The sequence below is a fragment of the Parviterribacter multiflagellatus genome (genome assembly GCF_056863265.1).
This window is the reverse complement of sequence record NZ_JBXPIZ010000007.1, coordinates 1-24,187: the sequence shown is the minus strand read 5'-3', so window position 1 is coordinate 24,187 and position 24,187 is coordinate 1. Positions and strand designations below refer to the sequence as shown.

The 24,187-nt window shown below is 69.2% G+C and carries 19 protein-coding genes and 3 rRNA genes; 4 read left to right on the top strand and 18 right to left on the bottom strand.

Annotated elements, in window-relative coordinates:
- Positions 1-6: 6 nt before the first annotated feature.
- The 10 genes from AC1UE5_RS15605 to murA are packed head-to-tail and all read right to left on the bottom strand — an operon-like array spanning position 7 to position 8,946.
- Positions 7-1,185: a zinc-dependent alcohol dehydrogenase gene (locus AC1UE5_RS15605; protein ID WP_482925099.1), complete on the bottom strand. Its 1,179-nt coding sequence runs from the start codon at positions 1,183-1,185 to the stop codon at positions 7-9.
- A gap of 1 nt (position 1,186) precedes the next feature.
- Positions 1,187-2,062: a hypothetical protein gene (locus AC1UE5_RS15600; RefSeq protein WP_482925097.1), complete on the bottom strand. Its 876-nt coding sequence runs from the start codon at positions 2,060-2,062 to the stop codon at positions 1,187-1,189.
- A gap of 30 nt (positions 2,063-2,092) precedes the next feature.
- Complete coding sequence (gene hisF, locus AC1UE5_RS15595; protein WP_482925095.1) at positions 2,093-2,854, bottom strand: imidazole glycerol phosphate synthase subunit HisF; 762 nt, start codon at positions 2,852-2,854, stop codon at positions 2,093-2,095.
- Positions 2,855-3,598: a 1-(5-phosphoribosyl)-5-[(5-phosphoribosylamino)methylideneamino]imidazole-4-carboxamide isomerase gene (hisA, locus tag AC1UE5_RS15590; protein WP_482925093.1), complete on the bottom strand. Its 744-nt coding sequence runs from the start codon at positions 3,596-3,598 to the stop codon at positions 2,855-2,857.
- Positions 3,595-4,239, bottom strand: coding sequence for an imidazole glycerol phosphate synthase subunit HisH (gene hisH / locus AC1UE5_RS15585; RefSeq protein ID WP_482925091.1), 645 nt, complete (start codon positions 4,237-4,239; stop codon positions 3,595-3,597). Before hisH ends, hisA begins: the two co-directional genes overlap by 4 nt.
- Positions 4,236-4,829: an imidazoleglycerol-phosphate dehydratase HisB gene (gene hisB / locus AC1UE5_RS15580; RefSeq protein WP_482925089.1), complete on the bottom strand. Its 594-nt coding sequence runs from the start codon at positions 4,827-4,829 to the stop codon at positions 4,236-4,238. The genes hisH and hisB overlap by 4 nt, the downstream gene beginning before the upstream one ends.
- The gene (gene hisD, locus AC1UE5_RS15575; protein WP_482925087.1) at positions 4,826-6,073 is read right to left on the bottom strand and encodes a histidinol dehydrogenase; all 1,248 of its coding nucleotides are present in this window, start codon (positions 6,071-6,073) and stop codon (positions 4,826-4,828) included. The genes hisB and hisD overlap by 4 nt, the downstream gene beginning before the upstream one ends.
- On the bottom strand, positions 6,063-6,698 hold the full coding sequence (hisG, locus tag AC1UE5_RS15570) for an ATP phosphoribosyltransferase (RefSeq protein ID WP_482925085.1): 636 nt from the start codon (positions 6,696-6,698) through the stop codon (positions 6,063-6,065). The genes hisD and hisG overlap by 11 nt, the downstream gene beginning before the upstream one ends.
- Positions 6,695-7,657: an ATP phosphoribosyltransferase regulatory subunit gene (gene hisZ, locus AC1UE5_RS15565; RefSeq protein WP_482925083.1), complete on the bottom strand. Its 963-nt coding sequence runs from the start codon at positions 7,655-7,657 to the stop codon at positions 6,695-6,697. The genes hisG and hisZ overlap by 4 nt, the downstream gene beginning before the upstream one ends.
- Entirely contained in the window at positions 7,654-8,946 is a 1,293-nt protein-coding gene (gene murA, locus AC1UE5_RS15560; protein WP_482925081.1) for a UDP-N-acetylglucosamine 1-carboxyvinyltransferase, read from the bottom strand. The genes hisZ and murA overlap by 4 nt, the downstream gene beginning before the upstream one ends.
- Between murA and AC1UE5_RS15555 the strand changes: the two genes are divergently transcribed.
- Positions 8,930-9,577, top strand: a complete 648-nt coding sequence (locus AC1UE5_RS15555; RefSeq protein ID WP_482925079.1) for an HDIG domain-containing metalloprotein — start codon at positions 8,930-8,932, stop codon at positions 9,575-9,577. The genes murA and AC1UE5_RS15555 overlap by 17 nt on opposite strands.
- Here the strand turns inward: AC1UE5_RS15555 and AC1UE5_RS15550 are convergent.
- On the bottom strand, positions 9,574-9,915 hold the full coding sequence (locus AC1UE5_RS15550; RefSeq protein ID WP_482925076.1) for a hypothetical protein: 342 nt from the start codon (positions 9,913-9,915) through the stop codon (positions 9,574-9,576). The genes AC1UE5_RS15555 and AC1UE5_RS15550 overlap by 4 nt on opposite strands.
- A 47-nt stretch (positions 9,916-9,962) precedes the next feature.
- Here AC1UE5_RS15550 and AC1UE5_RS15545 point away from each other — a divergent pair, with 47 nt between their 5' ends.
- A complete protein-coding gene (locus tag AC1UE5_RS15545) occupies positions 9,963-11,072 on the top strand; it encodes an isocitrate/isopropylmalate family dehydrogenase (protein ID WP_482925074.1) in 1,110 nt (369 codons plus the stop codon).
- Here AC1UE5_RS15545 and AC1UE5_RS15540 read toward each other — a convergent pair.
- Positions 11,069-12,046 carry a DUF389 domain-containing protein gene (locus AC1UE5_RS15540; protein WP_482925072.1) on the bottom strand — a complete coding sequence of 326 codons (978 nt, stop codon included), beginning with the start codon at positions 12,044-12,046 and terminating at the stop codon, positions 11,069-11,071. The genes AC1UE5_RS15545 and AC1UE5_RS15540 overlap by 4 nt on opposite strands.
- An 892-nt stretch (positions 12,047-12,938) precedes the next feature.
- Between AC1UE5_RS15540 and AC1UE5_RS15535 the strand changes: the two genes are divergently transcribed.
- Entirely contained in the window at positions 12,939-13,262 is a 324-nt protein-coding gene (locus AC1UE5_RS15535; RefSeq protein WP_482925070.1) for a hypothetical protein, read from the top strand.
- Between the two features lie 70 nt (positions 13,263-13,332).
- Here the strand turns inward: AC1UE5_RS15535 and pepT are convergent, their stop codons facing one another.
- The 5 genes from pepT to tyrS all read right to left on the bottom strand — a co-directional run bounded on the left by pepT (position 13,333) and on the right by tyrS (position 21,721).
- Positions 13,333-14,616, bottom strand: a complete 1,284-nt coding sequence (gene pepT, locus AC1UE5_RS15530) for a peptidase T (protein WP_482925068.1) — start codon at positions 14,614-14,616, stop codon at positions 13,333-13,335.
- 125 nt (positions 14,617-14,741) lie between these two features.
- Positions 14,742-14,858, bottom strand: a 5S ribosomal RNA gene (rrf, locus tag AC1UE5_RS15525).
- 69 nt (positions 14,859-14,927) lie between these two features.
- Positions 14,928-17,913, bottom strand: a 23S ribosomal RNA gene (locus AC1UE5_RS15520).
- Between the two features lie 375 nt (positions 17,914-18,288).
- Positions 18,289-19,821: ribosomal RNA gene (locus AC1UE5_RS15515) — 16S ribosomal RNA — on the bottom strand.
- The 16S, 23S and 5S rRNA genes sit together here, the layout of an rRNA operon.
- A 718-nt stretch (positions 19,822-20,539) precedes the next feature.
- Complete coding sequence (gene tyrS / locus AC1UE5_RS15510; protein WP_482925066.1) at positions 20,540-21,721, bottom strand: tyrosine--tRNA ligase; 1,182 nt, start codon at positions 21,719-21,721, stop codon at positions 20,540-20,542.
- 31 nt (positions 21,722-21,752) lie between these two features.
- Here tyrS and AC1UE5_RS15505 point away from each other — a divergent pair, with 31 nt between their 5' ends.
- Positions 21,753-24,059, top strand: a complete 2,307-nt coding sequence (locus tag AC1UE5_RS15505) for a transglycosylase domain-containing protein (protein WP_482925064.1) — start codon at positions 21,753-21,755, stop codon at positions 24,057-24,059.
- Here the strand turns inward: AC1UE5_RS15505 and AC1UE5_RS15500 are convergent.
- Positions 24,056-24,187, bottom strand: a 132-nt coding sequence (locus tag AC1UE5_RS15500; RefSeq protein ID WP_482925746.1) for an integrase core domain-containing protein, incomplete at its 5' end; no start/stop codon positions are given. The genes AC1UE5_RS15505 and AC1UE5_RS15500 overlap by 4 nt on opposite strands.

Genomic DNA, 24,187 nt, shown 5'->3' with positions numbered 1-24,187 from the left:
CGCGGCCTACGGCTTGAGGACGACCTTCATGCAGTTGTCGACCTTGTGCTTGAACGTCTCGTAGCCGTTCGGCGCCTCGTCCAGCGACATCGTGTGCGTGTGGATGAAGGACGGGTCGATCTCGCCCCGCTCGATCCGCTCCAGCAGCGGCCGCATGTACCGCTGCACGTGGCACTGCCCCGCGCGGATCGTCAGCGACCTGTTCATCACCGAGCCGATGGGGAACTTGTCCATGAACCCGCCGTACACGCCGACGATCGACACGACGCCGCCGCTGCGGCACGCCAGGATCGCCTCGCGCAGCGCGTAGCCGCGCTCGGTCTCCATCCGCGCCGCCTGCTTGACCCGGTCGTACGCGTACACGTGGCCGTGGGCGTGGTGCGCCTCGAGGCCGACCGCGTCGATGCACTTGTCCGGGCCGCGCCCGCCGGTCAGCTCCTTCAGCGTCTCGACGACGTTCGGGTGCTCCTCGTAGTTGAGCGTCTCCGCGCCGGCCTTCTCGTGGGCCATCTTCAGCCGGTAGGGGAACCGGTCGATCGCGATGACGCGCTCGGCGCCGAGCAGGTACGCGGACGCGATCGCGAACTGCCCGACCGGGCCGGCGCCCCACACCGCGACGGTGTCGCCCGGCTGGATGTCGCACATCTCCGCGCCCATCCACCCGGTCGGGAAGACGTCGGACAGGAACAGGACCTGCTCGTCGGTGAGGTCGCCGTTCTCGATCTTCAGCGGCCCGACGTCGGCGAACGGCACCCGCGCGTACTCGGCCTGCCCGCCCGCGTAGCCGCCGGTCAGGTGCGAGTAGCCGAAGATGCCCGCGGTGGCGTGGCCGAAGACACCGGCGGCCATGTCGGCGTTCGGGTTCGAGTTCTCGCACACCGAGAAGTTGCCGGCCGCGCACTGCGCGCAGTTGCCGCAGGCGATGGGGAACGGGACGACGACCCGGTCGCCGACGGCGAGGTTCGAGACGCCCTTGCCGACCTCGACGACCTCGCCCATGAACTCGTGGCCGAGGATGTCGCCGCGCTTCATCGTCGGCATGTAGCCGTCGTAGAGGTGCAGGTCCGAGCCGCAGATCGAGGTCGACGTGATCTTCACGATCGCGTCCCGCTGGTTGAGGATCTGCGGGTCGGGGACGTTCTCGACCTGGACCGTGTTGCGGCCCGACCAGACGGTTGCGCGCACGCTAGGACTCCTCTCCCGAAGACGACGTCGCCGCGGTCACGGGCTGGGCCCGCCGCTGCTTGCTGAAGCGCTTGAGCGAGGCGCCGTCGGGGGCGCCCTCCGAGCGGACGACCTCGCCCGTCTCGACGACCTGCTTGATGCGGCGCAGGCTCTCCATCACCTGCTCGGACGCGGTCTTGCCCCCGAGCCGGCCGGGCAGCCCGCCGGGGATCTCCGCTTCGACGTGGATCTCGGTGCCGCGGTTGCCCGGCGCCTGGCGGAACCACGTCGTGCCGCTCGCGCCGCTCGCCGCGCGCCAGAAGAAGCGGTCGTCGCCGGCCTCCTCGACCTGCAGGCTGTGCAGCGCGTCGGGCAGGTGGTCGCCCTCGAGGAACAGATGGCGGACCTCGTCGCGCGAGCCGCGCATCGTGACGGTCGCGTGCACGCGCCCGCTGTCCTCCGAGCGCACGAGCACGGTCTCGCCGGTGTCGCCGGTGCCGCGCCCCTGCTCGGCCGCGGACGGCGGCGAGGGATCGTGCGTGCGCGCGGCGATCGCGTCGAGCACCATGATCGCGGCGACGTTGCCGATCGCCGCGCCGAGCCGAGCCTTGTCCTTCGGCCCGCGCGCGTAGCTGGTTCCGAGCAGGCCGAGGTGGAGCACGTCGCCCGCGACGCGCGACCACAGCAGCCCGTACGGCCGCGGCCGCGCGAGGATGCCCGCCCCCACGAGCAGCTCCTGCACGCCGACCCCGCGCGCGATCGCCCGCGCCCGCGGCGTGTCCTTCAGCCCGATTCCCTCGACGAACCGCCCTGGCGCCGCCAGCGCCGGCGCGCCGAGGGCGAGGCTGAACGCCCCGAGCCCCTGCGCCAGCTTGCTCTTCTGCTGCGAAGCTCCCATGCGAAGGGGCTGCCCGGCCCCTTCGCTCCGTCAAACCGGTGCTTCGCGGACCGGCTGGCCGCGCTCGCGCAGGTGCGCCTTTGCCTCGCCGACCGTGTACTTGCCGAAGTGGAAGAGCGACGCGACGAGCGCCGCGTCCGCGCCGGCCTCCAGCGCGTCGGCCAGGTCGTCGAGCGTCCCCGCGCCGCCGGACGCGATGATCGGGACGTTCGTCGCCCCCGCCACCGCGCGCGTCAGCTCGAGGTCGTAGCCGGCGTTCGTGCCGTCGCGGTCCATCGAGGTGAGCATGATCTCCCCCGCGCCGCGCTCGGTCGCCTCGCGCGCCCACTGGACCGCGTCGATGCCGGTGCCCTTGCGGCCGCCGGCGACGAAGACCTCCCAGGAGTCCCCGACGCGCTTGGCGTCGATCGCCAGCACCACGCACTGGACGCCGAAGACGTCGGCCATCTCGTCGATCAGCTCCGGCCGCGCGACGGCCGCGCTGTTCACCGACACCTTGTCCGCGCCCGCGTCCAGGACGCCCTGCGCGTCGCGCACGGAGCGGATGCCGCCGCCGATCGTGAACGGCACGAAGACGTTGTCCGCCGTGCGCCGCGCGAGCTCCACCATCGTCTCGCGCTTGTCCGACGTCGCGGTGATGTCGAGGAAGATCAGCTCGTCGGCGCCCTCGCGGTCGTAGCGCTCGGCCAGCTCGACCGGGTCGCCAGCGTCGCGGATGTCGACGAAGTTCGTGCCCTTGACGACGCGGCCCGCGTCGACGTCGAGGCACGGGATGACGCGCTTGAGGTGCATCTACGCCACGGGGTCGAGCTTGCCGTCGAGCACGGCCTGCCCGTCGGCGATCGTGAAGCGGCCCTCGAACAGCGCCGTCCCGACGATCACGCCCGCGAGGTTGACCTGGCGCAGGTCGCGGATGCCCGCGAGGTCCTCGAGCGAGCCCACGCCGCCCGAGTAGATGAACCGCCCGCGGATGACCTCCGCGATGCGCTTGACCTCGTCGAGGTCGACGCCGCCGAGCATCCCGTCCCGCTCCACGTTGGAGTAGACGAACTGCTTGACGCCGCGCGCCCGCAGCCGCTCGATCACGTCCGCGGCCGGCATCTGCGTCGTCTGCGTCCACCCCGCGGTGGTCACGAACCCGTCGCGCGCGTCGACCGACACGACGACCCGCTCGCCGTACGCGGCGACGGTCTCGTCGAGGAAGTCCACGTCGGTGAACGCGGCCGTGCCGAGGATCACCCGCGCGGCGCCGGCGCGCAGCGCGTCGCGCACGGCAGGAAGCGAGCGCAGGCCGCCCCCGACCTGCACGGGCACGCCCAGCTCGCCCGCGATGCGCTCCACGTGGTGGAGGTTCGCCGGCTTGCCCGTCTTCGCGCCGTCGAGGTCGACGACGTGCAGGAACCGCGCGCCGGCCTCGACCCAGGCCTTCGCGGCCTCGAACGGGTCGTCCTGGTAGGTGGTCTGCTGGTCGAAGTTCCCCTGGGCCAGGCGCACGGCCTTGCCCCCACGGATGTCGACGGCGGGATACAGGATCACTGGGCGGTCACTCCACTGCACACACGGACGAAGTTGCCGAGCAGGCGCAGGCCGTAGGTCGAGGACTTCTCGGGGTGGCACTGCGCCCCGAAGACCCGGCCGCGCTCGACGAAGGAGATGAAGGGCGAGCCGTACTCGCCGAGGCCGAGCGCGACGTCGGCGTCGGCCGGCGCCAGGACGGGCGCGAGCGAGTGCACGTGGTAGAACGCGGCGCCCTCGGGCAGCCCCTCGGTGAGCGGCGACGACCGCTTCCACGAGATCGTGTTCCACCCGATGTGCGGGATCTTCAGGCCCGGCGCGTCGAGCTTGTCGACCGTGCCGGGCAGCAGGCCCAGGCCGCGCGCGCCCTCGTGCTCGGTCGACGACTCGAAGAGCAGCTGCATCCCGAGGCACAGGCCGATCACCGGCACGCCCGCGCCGGCGCGCTCGCGCACGAGCTCGTCGAGCCCGGCCGCGCTGAGCCGCCGCATCGCCTCGGGGAACGCGCCGACGCCGGGGACGACGAGCCCGTCGGCCGCGCGGAGCGTGTCCGGATCGGCCGTCAGCACCGGGCGCGCGCCCACCTTCTGCAGCGCCTTCTCGACCGAGCGGCGGTTGCCCATCCCGTAGTCGACGATGCCGATCGTCGCGGCGTCGGTCACAGCACGCCCTTGGTCGACGGCACGCCGCTCTCGGTCGGGTCGATCGAGACCGCCTGCCGCAGCGCCCGCGCGAACGCCTTGAACGCCGCCTCGATCATGTGGTGCGCGTTCGTGCCCGCCTCGATCTGCAGGTGGAGCGTGAGCCTGGCGGCCGACGACACCGCGCGGAAGAACTCCTCGGCGAGGTCGATGTCGAACGTCCCGACGACGCCGCCGCGCGGCAGCAGCGACCCGTCCCACACGAGGAACGGGCGGCCCGAGACGTCGATCGCGCACGACGCGCGCGCCTCGTCCATCGGCACCACGGCGTGGCCGTAGCGGACGATGCCGGCGCGGTCGCCCAGCGCGCGGTCGAGCGCCTGCCCGAGCACGATCCCGGTGTCCTCGACGGTGTGGTGGGCGCCCGTCTCCAGGTCGCCTGTGACGTGCGCGTCCAGGTCCAGCCGCCCGTGCCGCGCGAGCGCGTCGAGCATGTGGTCGAAGAAGCCGACGCCGGTCACCCGGCTCCCCGCGCCCGACCCGTCCAGGGTCAGCGCGAGCTTGATGTCGGTCTCCTTGGTGGCGCGGGCGATCTCGGCGGTACGCGTCATGGCTGGCCCCCATTCTGGCGAGCCTCCATCGAGCGCGCGTGGTGCTCGAAGCCCTCGGCCCGCGCGAGCGGCGCGCCGGCCTTGGCCAGCTTGGCCGCCGCGGCCGCCCCGATGTGGACCTCGGCCATGCGGCGGCGGAAGTGGCGGACCGACAGCGCGGAGCCGAACCGGGCGCTCCCGCCGGTGGGCAGCGAGTGGTTCGAACCCGCGACGTAGTCGCCGAACGCGGTCCCGCCGCCGACGAACACCGCGCCCGCACGGCGGACCGCCGGCGCCAGCGCCTCGGCCTCGCGGCCCATCAGCTGCAGGTGCTCGGGTGCGAACGCCTCGGAGATCGCGAGCCCCTCCTCCACCGAGGCGACGGAGACGAGCCCGCCGACGGCCTCGCTGTCGAGCGCGTCGAGCGCGGCGGCGGCCGCGTCGAGCAGCGCCTCCGACGGCGTCGCCAGGCCGACGATCGTGCCCGCGCCGTGCTCGGCCTGGGCCAGCAGGTCGGCGACCACGAGCGCCGGGTCGGCGTCCTGCGCCGCGACGACGAACACGTCGCTCGGCCCGAGGAACCCGTCGATCCCGACGTCCCCGGACACGAGCCGCTTGGCCTCCTGCACGTACAGCCCGCCCGGCCCCGCGATGACGTCCGCGCGCCGGATCGACTCGGTGCCGTAGGCGAGCGCCGCGATCCCGTGCGCGCCGCCGACGCGGTAGACCTCGTCGACCCCGCACAGCGCGCACGCGGCGAGCACGACGGGGTGCGCGTCGGGCGACAGGACGGCGATGTCGTCGACGCCCGCGACGCGCGCGGTCACGACCCCCATCAGGACGGTGCTCGGGTACGGGTTGCGGCCACCGGGGGCGTAGATCGCGGCGCGCTCGACCGGCAGCTCGCGCACGAGCACGCGCTGGCCCTGGTTGAGGCGGATCTCGCTCTCGTCGCCCAGCGACGCGCCGGCCACCGCCGCGATGTTCACCATCGCCAGCTCGAGGCCGTAGCGCAGGTCGCTGCGCAGGGACGCGGCGGCGGCGTCGAGCTCCTGCGTCGGGACGCGCACGGGCGTGCCCTCCTTGACGCCGTCGAAGCGCTCGGCGTGGACCTGCAGCTCGGCGTCGCCGCCGGCGCGGACGGCCTCGACGATCTCCTCGACGCCGGCGCGCACGTCGCGGCCCGCGGGCACGAGGGCCCGGATGCGCGCGACCGCGCTCTCCGGCGAGCGCTCGCCCGCCAGCGCGAACCGCTCAACGCGCACGCAGGCGCTCCACCACGTCGTCGATCGCCGCCGCCTTGAGCTTGTGCGAGACCGGGTTGGCGATCAGCCGCGCGGTCGCGACGGCGATCTCCTCGCGCACGATCAGCCCGTTCTCGCGCAGCGTGGTGCCGGTCGCGGTGAGGTCGACGATCGTGTCGGATAGCCCCGTCAGCGGCGCGAGCTCGACCGACCCCTTGACCTCGATGATCTCCACCTGGCGGCCGGTCCGCTCGAAGTAGTCGGCGGCGATCTTCACGTACTTGGTCGCCACGCGCATGACGCCGAGCCGGCGCAGCGCCTCGGCGCCCTTGTCCTCGCCGGCCTCGCTCGCGAGCACCATCCGGCACTCGCCGAAGCCGAGGTCGAGCAGCTCGTAGACGTCGCGCTCGGACTGCTCCATCAGGACGTCCTTGCCGGTGATCCCGATGTCCGCGGCGCCGGCCTCGACGTACGTCGGGACGTCGGACGGCCGCATCGTGATGATGCCGACGTCCTCGAACAGCAGCTTGCGGTCGTTGTCGCGCACCTCGGAGGTGTCGACGCCGAGGCCGTCGAGCGCGTCGAGCGTCCCCTTCATGAGCGCCCCGCGCGGCACCGCGATCCGCAGGCCCTGGAGCGGGCTCATCGCGCACGCTCCTCGCCGGTGACCGCCTCGTGCAGCCGCTCGATGCCGAGCGCGAAGCCCACCGCGGGCAGCGGGCGGCCGAACCGGCCGAGCAGGTCGTCGTAGCGCCCGCCGCGCCCGATCGGCGTGCCGAGCGCGGGGTCGTAGATCTCGAAGACGGCGCCCGTGTAGTAGCCGAGCTGGCGCACGAGCCCGAGGTCGAAGATCACGCGCCGCTGCACGTCCGGCTCGAGCAGGTCGTGCAGGCGGCGCAGCAGCTCGCCGCTGCCGCCCAGGCGCGCGTCGTCGAGCACCTCGACGCCGCCGCGCAGCTGCGGCACGCGCACGAGCGTCTCGGCCGCCTCAGCGCCCAGGGCGAGCTCGGCGACCGCGTTCTCCAGCCCCACGTGATCGCGCGTGACCAGCTCGCCCATGAGCGTGTCGCGCGCGGCCTCCGGCACGCCGGCCTGGTCCATCAGCGCCGGGTACAGCGCCGCGTCGCCCAGGCCGATGCGGTAGTCGCGCAGCCCGGCCGCGTCGAGCGCGCGGCACAGCACCGTCAGCGCCTCCGCGGTGCCGTCCGGCGCGGGCGAGCCGACCAGCTCGATCCCCGCCTGGAGGAACTCGCGCGGCTGCGCGCGGCCGTGCCGGACGTCGCGGTAGGCGTGGGCGAAGTAGCAGAACCGCAGCGGCGGCTCGGCCGTCGGGTACCGCGTCGCGACGACGCGGGCGATCGGCACCGTCATGTCCCAGCGGAGCGTCAGCACCTGGCCGCGCTCGTCGAACATCCGGTACGCGCCGCGATCCTGCGCCAGGCCGGACTGCTGGAGCACGTCCTCGTACTCCAGCGCCGGCGTGCGCACCTCGCCGTACCCGTGCGCCTCGAAGACGCCCCGGATGGCGTTGGTGATCGCGTTCAGCTCCCGCGCCTCGTCCGGCAGGACGTCGCGCGTGCCGGACGGCGTGGGAAGGATCGTCACTCGGCCGACACCCGCTCGATGCGGGCACCCAGGTCCCGGAGGCGCTCGTCGATCCGCTCGTAGCCGCGGTCGATCATCCAGATGTTCATGATCTCCGACCGGCCGTCGGCGGCCAGCGCGGCGATCAGCATCGCCATGCCGGCGCGGATGTCCGGCGACGTCGCCGAGATCGGCCGCAGCCGCGACGGGCCCGTGATGATCGCGCGGTGCGGGTCGCACATGACGACGTCCGCGCCCATCACGACGAGCTTGTCGGTGAAGATCAGGCGGTTCTCGAACATCCACTCGTGGATGAGGATCGAGCCGGCGCACTGCGTCGCCAGGGCGACCGCGATCGACGTCAGGTCGGCGGGGAACGCGGGCCACGGGCCGTCCTGGACCTTCGACTTGTACTCGCCGAGGTCACGGGACACGACCAGCGTCTGGTCGCCCGGGACGATCACGTCGTTGCCGTCGAGCTCCGACCGCAGGCCGAGCCGCTCGAAGACCAGGCGGATCATCCGCAGGTCGCCGGGGATCGTGTCCTTGATGCGCAGCTCGCCGCCGGTCACACCCGCCAGCGCCATGAAGGAGCCGATCTCGATGTGGTCGGGGCTGATGTCGTGCGTGCAGCCGCCGAGCTCGGCGACGCCGTGGACGGTGAGCACGTTCGAGCCGATGCCGTCGATCCGCGCGCCCATCTTGGTGAGCATGCGGGCGAGGTCCTGGACGTGCGGCTCGCAGGCCACGTTCCCCATGACCGTGGTGCCGGGCGTGAGCGCGGCGGCCAGGAGCGCGTTCTCGGTCGCCATGACCGAGGGCTCGTCCATGAACACCTCGCCGGCCTTGAGGCCGTTCGGGGCGGTCAGCTTGATGGTGCCGTTGAGCTCGTGCTGCGCACCCAGCGCGCGGAGCGCGTCGAGGTGCGGGTCCAACCGGCGGCGTCCGATGACGTCGCCACCGGGAGGCGGCATGATGGCGCGGCCAGTGCGCGCGAGCAGCGGGCCAGCGAGGAGGAAGGAGGCGCGGATCTGCTCGGCGAGGTCCTTGTCGACCTCACCGCTCTCGCGATCCATGTCCTTGGCGCAGAGGGCGACCTCGTTCGGCCCCCTCCACTCCACGGACACGCCGAGCTGCTCGAGGATGTCGAGCATGGTCTGGACGTCCCTGATGCGGGGGACGTTGCGCAGCACCACTTCCTCGTCGGTGAGCACCGAAGCGGCGAGGATCGGGAGCGCGCCGTTCTTGTTTCCGGCGGGCACGACGGTGCCGGAGAGCGGCACGCCGCCGTCGATGACGAATTTCTCCATGAGCGAGGGCGCGGCTAGGGTACCGAGCATGTCGCGTCGGGTTTCGCGTGCGGAGGCTTGGGACCTCCTGTGTGAGTGGGTCGAGTCGGCCTCGCTGCGTCGTCACTGCCTGTCGGTGTCGGCGTCCATGGCGGCGTACGCGCAGCAGCGCGGGCTGGCGCCGGACGAGGCCGAGCTGTGGGAGGTCACCGGTCTGCTGCACGACATGGACTACGAGAAGCACCCGGACATGGACGACGCCGAGGCCGGGCACCCGCGCACGGCGATGCGCGTGCTGACCGAGATGGACGCCGACCCGGCGCTCGTCCGGGCCATCGCCTCGCACGCCGACTACCTCGGTGTGTCGCGCGACTCCGACATGGAGAAGACGCTCGCTGCCGTCGACGAGCTGTCGGGCTTCGTCGTCGCGGTCGCCGCGATCCGCCCCACCGGCGTGCACGGCCTCACCCCCAAGTCGGTGAAGAAGAAGCTCAAGACGCCGGCCTTCGCGGCCGCGGTGTCGCGCGAGGAGATCGCGGCGAACGCCGAGGCGCTCGGGGTGGACTTCGACGAGCACCTGCGCACGGTCATCGCCGCCATCGAGGCGAAGGCCGACGAGCTGGAGCTCAACGGCACCGAGGCCGCCGCCTAAGCGACGCCGCGCCACCTCCCGCCCGCCTTCGCCCACTCCAGCAGGTGGTCGCTGTTGCAGAAGGCGTCGGCGATGCGGTGGTCGCCGCGGTGGCGCACGAGCAGGACGTACGTCTCGTCGAGGGCCGCCGTGCAGTGCGCGCAGCGGCCGAGCCCGTGGCCGTTGTCCTTGTCGAGCCCCGGGTACTTCCCGGCGTCCCAGTGCGGGCCCTGGATCGCCCACGGGACGACGTGCTCCAGGCGGCAGAAGACCGCGACCCGGTCGCCCGCGGGCTCCGCGGCGCGGAAGCCCTCCGTCGCGTCGACGTCCACCCCGCACCAGCTGCAGGCCTCGCTCATGCGCCGGAAAGGTACCTCCGCAGGTGGACGGGGTAGATTCGATGACCATGCCCGACCCCGTCACGATCACCGTGCTCGAAGGGGACGAGACCGGCCAGGAGCTGCTCGAGCAGGCGCTGCGCGTCCTCGACAGCGACGTGGTCGGGCTGCCCCTGAACCTCGAACGCTTCGACCTCTCCCTCGAGAACCGCCGCTCCACGAGCAACGGCGTCGTCGAGGAGGCCGCCCAGGCGATGTGCCGCTCCGGCCTCGGCATCAAGGCCGCCACCGTGACGCCGGAGGGCAAGGACGACGTCGGCTCGCCCAACCGCCTGCTGCGCGAGGGCATCGACGGCAAGGTCATCATCCGCACCGGGCGCCGCATCCCGGGCGTCGTGCCTCCGCTGGGCGGCGTCGGCTACCCGATCTCGGTCGTGCGCATGGCCGTGGGCGACGCCTACGGCGCCAAGCAGTGGCGGGAGGTCGAGGAGTCCACGGGCGACGAGATCGCCCTGCGCACCGAGCGCATCTCCCGGTCGGTCTGCCACGCGACCGCCGAGTACGCGTTCCGCACGGCCGCGCAGATGAAGGCCAAGGTCTACGGCGGGCCGAAGTGGACCGTCTCCCCCGTCTACGAGGGGATGCTGAAGGAGGAGCTCGACGCCGCCGCCGAGCGCCATCCCGAGGTCCAGTACCAGCCGACGCTGATCGACGCGACCTACGCGGGCCTGATCTCCGGCGTCGCCGACATGCCGCTGGTGATCCCGGCGCTGAACCGCGACGGCGACTGCCTCTCCGACCTCGTCATGCCGATGTTCGGCTCGATCGCGGGCGCCGAGTCCGTGCTCCTGGCGTTCGACGAGGACTACGACGTCGACGTCGCGATGGCCGAGGCGCCGCACGGCACCGCGCCCGCGCTCCAGGGCAAGGACGTGGCGAACCCGATGGCGATGATCCTCGCCTGCGGCGCCGTCCTGCAGTACGCGGCGATCCGCGGCGCCGAGGGCGCCGACTCCGCCTCGCGCGCGATCTACGAGAGCGTCCTGGAGGCCACCGCGGACGGTGTCCGCACCCCCGACCTCGGCGGCCACGCCGGCACGACGGAGTTCACCGACGACGTCATCCGCCGCGTGCGCACCAAGCGCGAGGTCTGGTCCTCGCTGGGCTCCGCCCGCTAGCTCGGTCGCGCTCTCCTTCCCGCTCGCGCCGCCCGCCGCGCCTTGAGGTGCGCGATCCGGCGCGAGCGGTAGAGCAGTCGCTGCACCCACAGCGTCAGCGTGCCGGCGGCCAGGATGCCGCCGACGTTGAGGAGGAGCTGGAACATCGAGCCGCGCCAGTCGGCCCACTCCTCGTAGGTGAACGCGATCGCGACGTTCGCCGCTGCGGGGATCGTCGTGACGCTGATCAGGACGCCGATCAGCGCGCCCGACTTCGCGGTGCTGAGGCTCAGCATCCCGGCGACGCCGGCGCAGAACGCGACGATGAACGCGAACCAGTCCGGGTTGGAGATCGACTCGGACAGGCCGTGGTCCTGCGACGTGAACGTGTCGGGGGTGAGGCCGGTCGCGCGGAAGAGCAGGCTCGCGAGGTAGACGGAGGTGATCGCGAGCGGGAAGCCGAGCGCGAGCGCCCCGAGCGACTGCAGCGCGAGCCGGCCGCGCAGCTCGACCACGGCGACGCAGAACGCGGCGATCGGGCCGAACTCCGGGCCGACGACCATCGCGCCGACGATGAGGATCGCCTGATCGAGGTAGATGCCGATCGAGGCGATGATCGCGGCGAGCACCATGAAGGTGAGGAAGACGCCGGAGAGGCGCGTCTGGTCGCTCGTGCGGGCCTCGACCTCCTCCCAGACGACCGCGTCCGCGGGCGCGCCCGGCGCGCGCCGCTCGGCCTCCTCGGCCAGCCGCGACAGCTGCACCTCGATCGGCTCGATCGAGATCGAGCCGGTCTCCTGAATGCCCAGCTGCTTGAGGTCGCTGACGATGACGCTCGCCTGCTCGCGCGGGACGTCGACGAGGAGCATGTCCCCGCGCGGGTTGTGGGCGACGCCTTCCAGGTGGACCAGGTGACACGCGGCGTCGCTCGCCTGGAGCAGCTCGAGCGCGGCCTGGGCCTGGTCGTGCGGGGCGATCACGCGGAGGTGGACCATGTGCGCTCGGGGAGGCTACGAGGTCCCCCGGACCCGTCCCGTGCAGCCGCCGGCGGGGCCGGGCGCCGCCGTCACCGCGCCAACCGCGTGACGAAACACCCCGTGTTTGCGGCGTCTTCGCGGCGGAGCTGCAAGTTCTCGTGCAGAACATGTGTTCTGTCCGACCCATCCGTCACTCTCCCGAACACATGTTCTCCCCCTACCCCACATCCAGCCCGGCGCCTTCGCGGATGGGAGGCGGCCCGCGCACTGAGCGTTCCGTCGCCGCGATGCCGGCGCCGGATGCTGGGAAGCCGACCGGTCGCCCGCGTCCTGCTCGTTCGTGGCGCGACAAGGTCCGGCACGCCGTCGACCTGACCGTCGCCTTCATGCTGCTCGAGGACGCCGTGCCCCCGGCGGACGCGAGCGGTCCGGAGCGTGCGCGCGAGGAGGCCTTGCCCGGCCGCCCCGCTCCCGTGCGCCTCTCGCGCGCGGCCGTCGACGCCGTGCATGCCCACCGGCAGCCGCTGCGACCGTTGCCCCGGTCGCGGCGGCCCGGTGCGGCCATGTCACGCCCCCAGATCTGCATCTCGCCCGTTCGCGAGACCCCGGCGCCCCCGCGCCGCCGCACCCGCGCGGTCTGACCACCCGGCCGTCCGCGCCACCCCCCGCCGCCCCGACGCCGCGGCGTGTGGTCCGCGGCCGCACCACCCGCGCGCGCCCGACGGCGCGGCGCCGGGTCGCGAAAGCGACGCGGCGCCGGGCCGCCGAGCGCGCACCACGCCACCGCGCGCCGCCGCCACCGCCGTCTCCCCCGCGCCACCACCACCGCGTCCGCCGTCACGCCAGTGCGCGAGTCCGGCGCCTCCCTGCGAGGTGTCATGACGCGGCGCGGGACGGGTACCCTCATCGCGTGTCCCACGGCCACGTGCACGCGGTGCCGATCGACGAGCGGCTCACCCGCTGCGGCGAGTGCGGCGCGAGCACGCGCACGCTCGGGGCGCTGTGCGAGGGCTGCGGCGCGGTGAAGGACCCGCCGGAGCGCGCGAAGCTCCGCGTCGACTTCGACACCGGCATCGGCTGGGTCCTCTGGTACGTCCCGGTGCTCGTGCTCCTGGGGATCGCCGTCTTCGCGGCCGGCTCGCCGCCGCTGATCGTCGCGGCGGTCGTGCTCCTCCTCGCGCCGCTCGCGTGGCAGGTCTACACGACCGGCGACCACGAGCACGACCACCACTGACGTTCGCGTGCGCCCGCGGGCGCGCGCCCCCAGAACCCGGGGCACGCACCACGCGCCGGCGCGGTCGCGTCTACCTGCCGGCGGCCTCCGCCCACACGCCGGCGAGCCGCACCGCGACCGCAGACGCCGCCGCCATCTCCTGCACGGAGGCCCACTCGCGCACCGAGTGGTACTCGTGGCCGCCGGTGAAGACGTTGGGGGTCGGGAGCCCCTTCGCGCTGAGCTGCGAGCCGTCGGTGCCGCCGCGGATGGGCGTGCGCACCGGCGTCAGCCCTTCGCGGCGCAGCGCCGCGTCGGCGTGCTCGATCACCTCGGGGAACGGCTTGAGGTGGTCGCGCATGTTCGGGTACTGCTGACGCGCGGTGACCTCGACCGTCGCGCGCGGCTCGCTCGCCGCGACGCGCTCGGCGACCTCGCGCACCACCGCGATGTGCTGCTGGATGAGGTCCTCCTCGAAGTCGCGCACGATCGCCTTGATCACGACCTCGGTCGCCGTGCCGGTGACGTCGGTCGGGTGCACGAAGCCCTGCCGCCCCTCGGTCTGCTCCGGCGACAACGCCGGCGGCAGCTCGGCGAGGATGCGGCCCGCCAGGCGCGTGGCGTTCACCATGCGCCCCTTCGCCCAGCCGGGATGCACCTCAACCCCGCGCACGGTGATGGTGACCTCCCACCCGGTGAACGTCTCGTCCTGCAGCTCGCCGAGCTCGGAGCCGTCGAACGTGTACGCGCACCGCGCGCCGAACCGCTCGATGTCGAACAACGTCGCCCCCTCACCGATCTCCTCGTCGGGCAGGAACCCGACGCGGATCGTCGGGCGCGGGAGCTCGGGGTGCGCGGCGAGGTAGGCGACCGCGCTGACGATCTCCGCCACGCCCGCCTTGTCGTCGGCGCCGAGGAGCGTGTCGCCGCTGGACGTGACGAGATCGTGCCCCACCGCGCTGATCAGCTCTGGCATCACCGCCGGGTCGAGCACCGTCCCACCCTTGGGCAGGGTGATCGCGCCGCCGTCGTAGCCGCGGTGCACGAGCGGTTCGATCCCGGCCGCCGGCGCGTCGGGCGACACGTCGACGTGCGCGAGAAGCCCGACGACGGGCGCATCTTCCACGTTCGCCGGCAGGGTCGCGAAGAGGTACCCGTTCTCGTCGAGCGTGACGTCCTCCAGCCCGATCTCCCGCAGCTCCGCCTCGAGCAGCCGCTGCAGCTCGAGCTGGCCCGGTGAGCTCGGGCACTGCGTCCGGTCACGGACGGCCTGCGTGTCGATACGGGCGTAGCGGATCAGACGCTCGACGACGCCGGGAGCGAGCTCCTCGGCGAGCGAGGAAGTGAACGGTGCAGTGGTCGGAGAACCTGCCATCACCCCATCATGACGCGCTCGACAACGCGCCGGCCGGACGCGAGACGGCGCGACGGCCCGTGGCGGCGACGCTCCCGGGCGCAGAACGACGAAGGGCCCGCACGAGGCGGGCCCTTCTGACATTAAACCGGCGGCGTCCTACTCTCCCGGGCCCTTGCGAGCCAAGTACCATCGGCGCTGTGAGGCTTAACTGCTCTGTTCGGAATGGGAAGAGGTGTTTCCCTCACGCCATTACCACCGGAAACCTTGAGAGCACACCTACTCAGTGCCCTTTGAAAACTGCACGCGTAGTCACGAAGACGAGGTAAAAAACCGTCAAGCCCTCGACCCATTAGTACCGGTCTCCTTCGGACGTTACCGCCCTTCCAGATCCGGCCTATCAACCTGGTGGTCTACCAGGGGTCTTACTCTCTCGAAGAGATGGGAGAATTCATCTTGAGGCCGGCTTCCCGCTTAGATGCCTTCAGCGGTTATCCGATCCGGACGTAGCTAACCTGCGGTGCCCTTGGCAGGACAACAGATACACCAGAGGTCTGTTCACCCCGGTCCTCTCGTACTAGGGGCAAATCCTCTCAATTCTCCAACGCCCACGGCAGATAGGGACCGAACTGTCTCACGACGTTCTGAACCCAGCTCGCGTACCGCTTTAATGGGCGAACAGCCCAACCCTTGGGACCTACTTCAGCCCCAGGATGCGACGAGCCGACATCGAGGTGCCAAACCGGGCCGTCGATGTGGACTCTTGGGCCCGATAAGCCTGTTATCCCCGGAGTACCTTTTATCCGTTGAGCGACGGCACTTCCACTTGCAACCGCCGGATCACTAAGGCCTACTTTCGTACCTGCTCGACCTGTCAGTCTCGCAGTCAAGCTCCCTTGCTGCCTTTACACTCTACGTACGATTTCCAACCGTACTGAGGGAACCTTTGCGCGCCTCCGTTACATTTTAGGAGGCGACCGCCCCAGTCAAACTACCCGCCTGGCACTGTTCACCGCCCGGATTCACGGAGCGGTGTTAGAAGTCCAATACACCAAGGGTGGTATCTCAAGGTTGGCTCCACACCAGCCGCAGCCGGTGCTTCACAGCCTCCCACCTATCCTGAACGAGGTGCATCGAACCCCAATACCAAGTTGTAGTAAAGGTTCACGGGGTCTTTCCGTCTAGCCGCGGGTACTCGGCATCTTCACCGAGACTGCAATTTCACCGAGCCCATCGTTGAGACAGCGTCCAAGTCGTTACGCCATTCGTGCAGGTCGGAACTTACCCGACAAGGAATTTCGCTACCTTAGGACCGTTATAGTTACGGCCGCCGTTTACCGGGGCTTAGCTTCGGTGCTTCGAGTTGCCCCTAACACCTCCACGTAACCTTCCGGCACCGGGCAGGCGTCAGCCCCTATACGTCGTCTTTCGACTTAGCAGAGACCTGTGTTTTTGGTAAACAGTCGCTTGGACCTATTCACTGCGGCCCCCTCGGCCTCCACGCGCAAGCGCTTCAACCTACTAGGGCGTCCCTTCTCCCGAAGTTACGGGACAATTTTGCCGAGTTCCTTAACGATGGTTAGCTCGCTCGCCTTAGTATTCTCTACTTACCCACCTGTGTCGGTTTTGGTACGGGCACGCTGCTCCTCGCCGCGAGGCTTTTCTAGGAGGCATGGCGTCAGAGACTCGCCGGCCTATGGCCAGCTGGCATCGCACCTCAGGTTATGCAGCTCCGCATTTACGGAGCCACCCCTACATGCTTACCCCAGGACAACCATCGCCTGGGTTCTCGTAGCCTTCCTCGTCCCCCCTCGGGTCAACGGAAACAACGTGGTACAGGAATATCAACCTGTTGGCCATCGACTACGCCTTTCGGCCTCGCCTTAGGTCCCGACTAACCCTGAGCAGACGAACTTTACTCAGGAATCCTTAGGTAATCGGCGGAGGAGATTCTCACTCCTCTTTCGTTACTCATGCCAGCATTCTCACTTCCGAAGCCTCCACGGCTGGGTTCCCCCGCCGCTTCACTGGTCATCGGAACGCTCTCCTACCGCGTGCACAAAGTGCACACCCGCAGCTTCGGTGAATAGCTTGAGCCCCGTTGAATTTTCCGCGCCCGAACACTTGACCAGTGAGCTGTTACGCACTCTTTCAAGGGTGGCTGCCTCTAAGCCAACCTCCTGGTTGTCTGTGCATTCGGACATCGTTTTCCACTTAGCTATTACTTAGGGACCTTAGCTGGCGGTCTGGGCTGTTTCCCTCTTGACGCTGAAGTTTATCCCCCAGCAACTGACTGCCTGGGTACACGTAACGGTCTTCGGAGTTTGCCTGAATTCGGTAAGCTGGTGGGCCCCCTAGTCCAAACAGTGCTCTACGGCCGTCACGCAATTGACCAGACGCTATACCTAAATATATTTCGGAGAGAACCAGATATCACTGAGCTTGATTAGCCTTTCACTCCGACCCACAGGTCATCCGCCCAGTTTTCAACCTAGGTCGGTTCGGTCCTCCACGAGGTCTTACCCCCGCTTCAACCTGCCCATGGGTAGCTCGCTCAGTTTCGGGTCTAGCGCATACGACTGAATCGCCCTGTTCGGACTCGCTTTCGCTTCGGCTCCGCTCATCGCTTAACCTTGCCGCATACGACTAACTCGCTGGCTCGTTATGCAAAAAGCACGCCGTCACATCCGAAGATGCTCCGACCGCTTGTAGGCACACGGTTTCAGGTACTATTTCACTCCCCTTCCGGGGTACTTTTCACCTTTCCCTCACGGTACTAGTCCGCTATCGGTCACCTAGGAGTACTTAGCCTTGGAGGGTGGTCCCCCCAGATTCAGACCGCGTTTCACGTGTGCGGTCCTACTCAGGAACGCCTGCAGGAGGCTGCCGTTTTCGCGTACGGGACGATTGCCCTCTATGGTGCGTGGTTCCACACGCTTCCGCTAACAGCGCAGCTTGGTAACTCCTGCCGGGCCAGCCACAGCCCGGATCAGACGCCCTACAACACCGAACATGCAACGCGTGGCCGCTTACACATGCTCGGTTTGGGCTGATCCCTTTTCGCTCGCCACTACTCAGGGAGTCTCGGTTGATTTACTTTCCTCGGGGTACTGAGATGTTTCACTTCCCCCGCTTGCTTCTACCTCGCCTATGTGTTCAGCGAGGAGTAACGCCGCATTACCAGCGCTGGGTTTCCCCATTCGGGAATCCACGGATCACAGGCTATTCAGCGCCTACCCGCGGCTTATCGCAGCCGTTCACGCCCTTCATCAGCTCTAGGTGCCTAGGCATCCACCATGTGCCCTTACTATCTTGACGGTGAAATCGCCTATTTCCACGTTCGCTCACGACGCCAAAGCGTCGATCGCGAGATGTCGTTGGAAAACACACCGCCGGCTTATCGATCGGCGATGTGTCGTGACTACTGTGCAGTTTTCAAAGAACGCTGAGGAGGCTGTCGCGTGGGATTCACACGACGGTCTCTCAAAACTCAACAGCATGCGACCGGCCCGGATCCCGCGTCCCCGCTGGCGAGGACTCGAGCTCCGTTTGGTTTGAGGTGGCCGGCCAGGTCCGGTCGACGTTCCAGGCGATACGGGCGTGGTCAGCCGTCCCACTCACGAGAGACGAAGTCTCGCGAGCGTCGACCGACGCGTTTCCGTACCGGCTCCTCTCGAAGAGGAGCTTCCCTAGAAAGGAGGTGATCCAGCCGCAGCTTCCGCTACGGCTACCTTGTTACGACTTCACCCCAGTCACGAGCCCCACCTTCGACGGCTGCCTCCCAAAAGGGTTAGCCCACCGGCTTCGGGTGTTGCTCACTCCCGTGGTGTGACGGGCGGTGTGTACAAGGCCCGGGAACGTATTCACCGCGGCAATGCTGATCCGCGATTACTAGCAACTCCACCTTCATGGAGGCGAGTTTCAGCCTCCAATCCGAACCGAGACGCGCTTTAAGGGATTCGCTCCACCTCGCGGTATCGCAGCCCTCTGTACGCGCCAATGTAGCACGTGTGTAGCCCTGGACATAAGGGGCATGATGACTTGACGTCATCCCCGCCTTCCTCCGGTTTGTCACCGGCAGTCTCGCATGAGTCCCCAACTAAATGCTGGCAACATACGACGAGGGTTGCGCTCGTTGCGGGACTTAACCCAACATCTCACGACACGAGCTGACGACAGCCATGCACCACCTGTGATCCTGCTCCGAAGAGAACCCCTGTTTCCAGGGGGGTCAGGAACATGTCAAGCCCAGGTAAGGTTCTTGGCGTTGCGTCCAATTAAACCACATGCTCCGCTGCTTGTGCGGGCCCCCGTCAATTCCTTTGAGTTTTAGCCTTGCGGCCGTACTCCCCAGGCGGGATACTTAATGCGTTAGCTTCGGCACGGGAGGAGTCGACACCTCCCACACCTAGTATCCATCGTTTACGGCGTGGACTACCAGGGTATCTAATCCTGTTTGCTCCCCACGCTTTCGCGTCTCAGCGTCAGTAACGTCCCAGCGAGCTGCCTTCGCCATTGGTGTTCCTCCCGATATCTGCGCATTTCACCGCTACACCGGGAATTCCACTCGCCTCTTCCGTACTCGAGCTTGACAGTATCCATCCGCCTCCTGGGGTTGAGCCCCAGGCTTTCAGAACGGACTTACCAAGCCGCCTACACGCGCTTTACGCCCAATGATTCCGGACAACGCTTGCCCCCTACGTATTACCGCGGCTGCTGGCACGTAGTTAGCCGGGGCTTCTTCTGAAGGTACCGTCACTCCAACCAGCTCTTAACCAGTGAAGCTTCGTCCCAACTGAAAGAGGTTTACAACCCGAAGGCCGTCTTCCCTCACGCGGCGTTGCTGCGTCACGCTTTCGCGCATTGCGCAAGATTCCCCACTGCTGCCTCCCGTAGGAGTCTGGGCCGTGTCTCAGTCCCAGTGTGGCTGATCGTCCTCTCAGACCAGCTACGCATCGTCGCCTTGGTAGGCCGTTACCCCACCAACAAGCTAATGCGCCGCGGGCTCATCCCGTAGCGGAGGCCGAAGCTTCCTTTCCCCCAAGGGGCACATCAGGTATTAGCCCCGGTTTCCCGGGGTTGTCCCTGTCTACGGGGCAGATGACCCACGTGTTACTCACCCGTTCGCGGCTCTGCCTCGGGCCGAAGCCCGATTCGTCGCTCCACTTGCATGTGTTAAGCACGCCGCCAGCGTTCGTCCTGAGCCAGGATCAAACTCTCCGTGAAGAACTACATGAGTTGGCCGGGCCGAAGCCCAACCACTTCACAAAGAGGTTGTCATGACAATGGAGGGCGCCGTACACAGTGGCAACCCTCCGTCTTGACGAGGTTCAATTAAGCCTGCTCCCAATGGAGCAGGTCGGACCTGGGCACATCGTTCCGTCCGGCCGGATGGCCAGACTTCTGCGATGTGCGCATGCTGTTGAGTTTTCAAAGACCGCCGCGCCTCCTGAGAAGGGGATTCCTTCTTGTTGGCGCGCCCCGGGCGGACCCGAGAGCGGATTGGGCAGTATAGCGCCGAACCGATGAGGCTGTCTGCCTCTGCCTTGAGGACCCTTTCGGTGTCCCTCGGCGTCGGCCGGCACTCACTTGCGGCGGGAAATATAGCGGGGCCTCCCGGGCTCACAAGCCTTCAGGGTGATCGACACCCTGTCATCCGACTTGAGAAGTCGTGAAACCCCCGTGAACACGGGCGATCCGGCGCGACGAATCTGCTCCGGTTGGCGCGTTGCCACTCGACAGGTGGGCGAATCGGGCCCATTGCGGCAGGACCGCCGGGCCACGAACGCCCCGTAGAACCCGCCCGTTGCGTGCGCGGGCGCACACGACGTAAGCCTCGGCTGACCACATCTGGTCCGAGATCGAACCGGGAGGCGGTCGTCGCGGGGCGAATGCGGGTTCGGAGGCCCCGCTGCGGGCGCGCACGAGGCGCGCCCGCGGCAGCTCAGGCTCGACGCAGGCGGCGGAAGCGCCGCTTGCCCGCCTGGAGCACGACACCGTCGAGCCGGCCGGCGGCGACGTCCATCTCCGCGAGGGCCGTGCCGTCGAGCTTGACCCCTCCCCCCTGCACGAGCCGGCGGGCTTCCGAGCGCGAGCCGCCGAACGCGGCGGCGACCAGCGCGGGCACGTGCACCTGGTCCTCCACGGACACGAGGTCGGGCGGCACGACGAAGTCCTCGATCTCCTTCGGGACGTCCTTGCGGACGAAGACCGTGTCGAAGTGCTCCTCGGCCGCACGCGCGGCGTCGTCGCCGTGGAACCTGCGCACGATCGCGCGCGCGAGGGCGCGCTTGCGCTCGCGCGGGCCCGCGTCAGAGCCGAGCGCCGCGAGGTCGTCCTCGAAGTCCAGCAGCCGGGCCCACGTCTCGATCGCGTCGTCGGGGATCGACAGCGTCTTGCCGTACTGGTCCGCCGGCGCATCGGTGACCCCGACGTAGTTGCCCAGCGACTTCGACATCTTCTCCACGCCGTCGGTCCCGACCAGGAGCGGCATCGTCAGGATCGCCTGCTCCGCCACCCCGTACGCGCGCTGGACGTCGCGACCGAGCAGCAGGTTGAACTTCTGGTCGGTTCCCCCCAGCTCGACGTCGGCCTTGATCGCCACCGAGTCGTAGCCCTGCAGCAGCGGGTACAGCAGCTCGAGGATCGAGATCGGCTCCCGCGCGGCAAAGCGCTTGGCGAAGTCGTCGCGCTCGAGGATCTGCGCGGCCGTCGCGACGCGCGCCAACCTGAACAGATCCTCCATGGGCATGTCCAGCCACTCGGAGTTGCGGCGCACCTCGAGCAGCTCCGGGTCAGAGCGGAGGATCGACATCGCCTGCTCCTGGTAGGTGCGGGCGTTCTCGTCGATCTGCTCTCCCGACACGACGGGCCGGGTCTTCGAGCGGCCCGACGGATCGCCCACCCGGGCGGTGTAGTCGCCGATGATCAGGACGACCTTGTGGCCCAGGTCCTGGAACTCGCGGAGCTTGGTCAGGACCACCGCGTGGCCCAGGTGGATGTCGGCGCTGGTGGGGTCGACGCCGAGCTTGACGCGGAGCGGTCGATCGAGCGCCAGCTTCTTCTCGAGCTGCCCCGCAGGGAGGGCGTCGACGGCGTTTCTTGTGAGGAAGGCGGCTGAGTCCAAGGGGTCCGGATGCTAATGCTGTGTCGGTCACATGGCGGACCACGACGCCGACATCCACCCGTTCCCCAGCACGCGGACCCGGGTCAAGAAGCTCCGCCTCATCCTGGTGCTGATGGGTCTGACGCTCCTCGCGGGCGTCTCCACCGTGTTCGGGATGATGATGGCGGTCGCCTCCGACCTGCCGAGCCTGGAGAACCGCGCGGAGTTCCGCGAGGCGCGCAACTCGGTGCTCGTCGACGTGCGCGGGCGCGAGCTCGGCGTGCTCACCTCCAACGAGAACCGCATCCTCGTCGAGTCGAAGGACATCGCGCCGGCGATGAAGCACGCGGTGATCGCGATCGAGGACCGGCGCTTCTACGAGCACGACGGCGTCGACCCGCGCGGCATCGCCCGCGCCGTGGTCCAGGACGTGGTCGAGCGCAAGGCCGTCCAGGGCGCCTCGACGATCCCGCAGCAGTTCGTGAAGATCGCGATGCAGGCGCAGGAGGACCGGACGGTCTTCAACAAGCTGCGCGAGGCGGCGCTGGCGTTCCACCTCTCCCGCAAGTGGTCGAAGGAGAAGATCCTCACCGAGTACCTGAACGCGATCTACTTCGGCAACGGCGCGTACGGGATCGAGTCGGCCGCGCGGACGTACTTCGGCAACACGCCCGAGCACAAGGGCTGCGGCATCCAGAAGGGCCGGCCGTGCGCGAAGGAGCTCAAGCCGGTCGAGGCCGCGCTGATCGCGGGCATCATCTCGTCGCCCTACCGGTGGGATCCGGTCAGCCACCCGGCGTCGGCCGAGAAGCGGCGCAACCTCGTGCTGCAGCGCATGATGGAGCAGGGCTACATCACGCCCGGCGAGTACCGCGACGGCGTGCAGCAGGCGCTGCCCGGCGCGAACACGATCCAGCCGCCGCGCGAGCGCGCGAAGGTCCCCTACTTCACGACCTGGGTCAAGCAGCAGGTCGTCGACCGCTACGGCGCGCGGCGCGCGTTCACCGGCGGCCTGCGGATCAAGACGACGATCGACCTGCGCCTGCAGCGCGCGGCTGAGCGGATCGTCAACCAGTGGCTGCCGAACCCCGACGGCCCGCAGGCCTCGCTGGTCGCGGTCGACAACGACACCGGCGAGGTCCGCGCGATGGTCGGTGGGCGCAACTACGACGAGGCGCCGTTCAACCTCGCCACGCAGGGTCAGCGCCAGCCGGGCTCGGCCTTCAAGCCGTTCATCCTCGCGACCGCGCTGCGCGAGGGCGTCTCGCCATCGTCGGTGTGGAGCTCCAAGAAGCAGGAGATCCGCAGCAAGGCGTACGGCTGCGACTTCACGGTCAACAACTACGAGGACGCGTACGCGGGCCAGACGACGCTGGCGAGCGCGACGACGTTCTCCGACAACGCGGTCTACGCGCAGGTCGGCCTGAAGGTCGGGCTGCGGAAGGTCGCCAACACCGCCAAGCGGATGGGCATCCGGACGCCGATCTCGCGCAACTGCGCGATGACGCTCGGCGGCCTGCGCGAGGGCGTGACGCCGCTCGACATGGCCCACGCCTACCAGACGTTCGCGACCGGCGGGCTCTTCGTGACCGGCTCGATGTCGCCGCCACGCGGCCCCGTCGGGATCCGCGAGGTCTGCCGGATGAAGGGCGACGACGACTGCGAGACGGTCGACAAGAACAAGAAGAAGGTCGACCGCGTCCTGCGCGCCGACGTCGCCAAGCAGACCAACGAGATCCTCTCCACCGTCATCGGCAAGGGCACCGCGGTGCGCGCGCGGCTCGACGAGTTCGCCGCCGGCAAGACCGGCACGACCGAGAACTACGGCGACGCCTGGTTCGTCGGCTTCACGAAGCGGATGACCGTCGCGGTGTGGGTCGGCTACCCGAACCAGTTCAAGCCGATGGAGACCGAGTACAAGGGCGAGCCGGTGGCCGGCGGCACGTACCCGGCCGAGATCTGGCGCGACTTCATGAACGCGTACGACGAGGTGCAGGACGCGTACGCGAACGACGAGCGCGAGAAGAAGGGCCTCCCGCCCAAGGAGGACAAGGAGGGCGAGGAGCCGCCGGCACCGGGCACCCCGACGACGCCGGGCGATCCCAGCGGCGCGCAGCTCGAGGCGCCCGCGCCGACCGCCGACGACACCGGCGGGACGACCGGCGAGGGCGACACGGGCGGCGGCGGGGCGGCGACGCCGGACGCGCAGGAGACGCCGGACGCCGCGGACGAGGCTCCGCCCGAGACGCCCACGCCGACCCCCGCGCCCGAGACGCCCGTCACACCCGTGCAGCCGACGCCAGACGCCGGGGCCGGTGGCGCCGAGGCGGGCGGCGCGGCCGTGGCCCCGGCGCCCTAGCTGTAAGTCCCGAGCAGGTTGTTCAGTCGCTGGGCCGGGGTTTGCCGGCTGAGGGCGCTGTGTTGGCGGCGATGGTTGTAGTGCCAGAGCCATCCGTCAAGGGCTGCGGTGCGTTCTGCGCTTGAGCG

Bases quoted from the DNA above. Each gene is read 5' to 3' on its own strand.
- murA (WP_482925081.1), bottom strand. From the start codon at position 8,946: ATGGAGAAATTCGTCATCGACGGCGGCGTGCCGCTCTCCGGCACCGTC.
- AC1UE5_RS15505 (WP_482925064.1), top strand. From the start codon at position 21,753: ATGGCGGACCACGACGCCGACATCCACCCGTTCCCCAGCACGCGGACC.
- AC1UE5_RS15540 (WP_482925072.1), bottom strand. From the start codon at position 12,046: ATGGTCCACCTCCGCGTGATCGCCCCGCACGACCAGGCCCAGGCCGCG.
- AC1UE5_RS15550 (WP_482925076.1), bottom strand. From the start codon at position 9,915: ATGAGCGAGGCCTGCAGCTGGTGCGGGGTGGACGTCGACGCGACGGAG.
- AC1UE5_RS15555 (WP_482925079.1), top strand. From the start codon at position 8,930: ATGACGAATTTCTCCATGAGCGAGGGCGCGGCTAGGGTACCGAGCATG.
- hisF (WP_482925095.1), bottom strand. From the start codon at position 2,854: ATGCACCTCAAGCGCGTCATCCCGTGCCTCGACGTCGACGCGGGCCGC.
- AC1UE5_RS15545 (WP_482925074.1), top strand. From the start codon at position 9,963: ATGCCCGACCCCGTCACGATCACCGTGCTCGAAGGGGACGAGACCGGC.
- hisG (WP_482925085.1), bottom strand. From the start codon at position 6,698: ATGAGCCCGCTCCAGGGCCTGCGGATCGCGGTGCCGCGCGGGGCGCTC.
- AC1UE5_RS15600 (WP_482925097.1), bottom strand. From the start codon at position 2,062: ATGGGAGCTTCGCAGCAGAAGAGCAAGCTGGCGCAGGGGCTCGGGGCG.
- hisB (WP_482925089.1), bottom strand. From the start codon at position 4,829: ATGACGCGTACCGCCGAGATCGCCCGCGCCACCAAGGAGACCGACATC.
- pepT (WP_482925068.1), bottom strand. From the start codon at position 14,616: ATGGCAGGTTCTCCGACCACTGCACCGTTCACTTCCTCGCTCGCCGAG.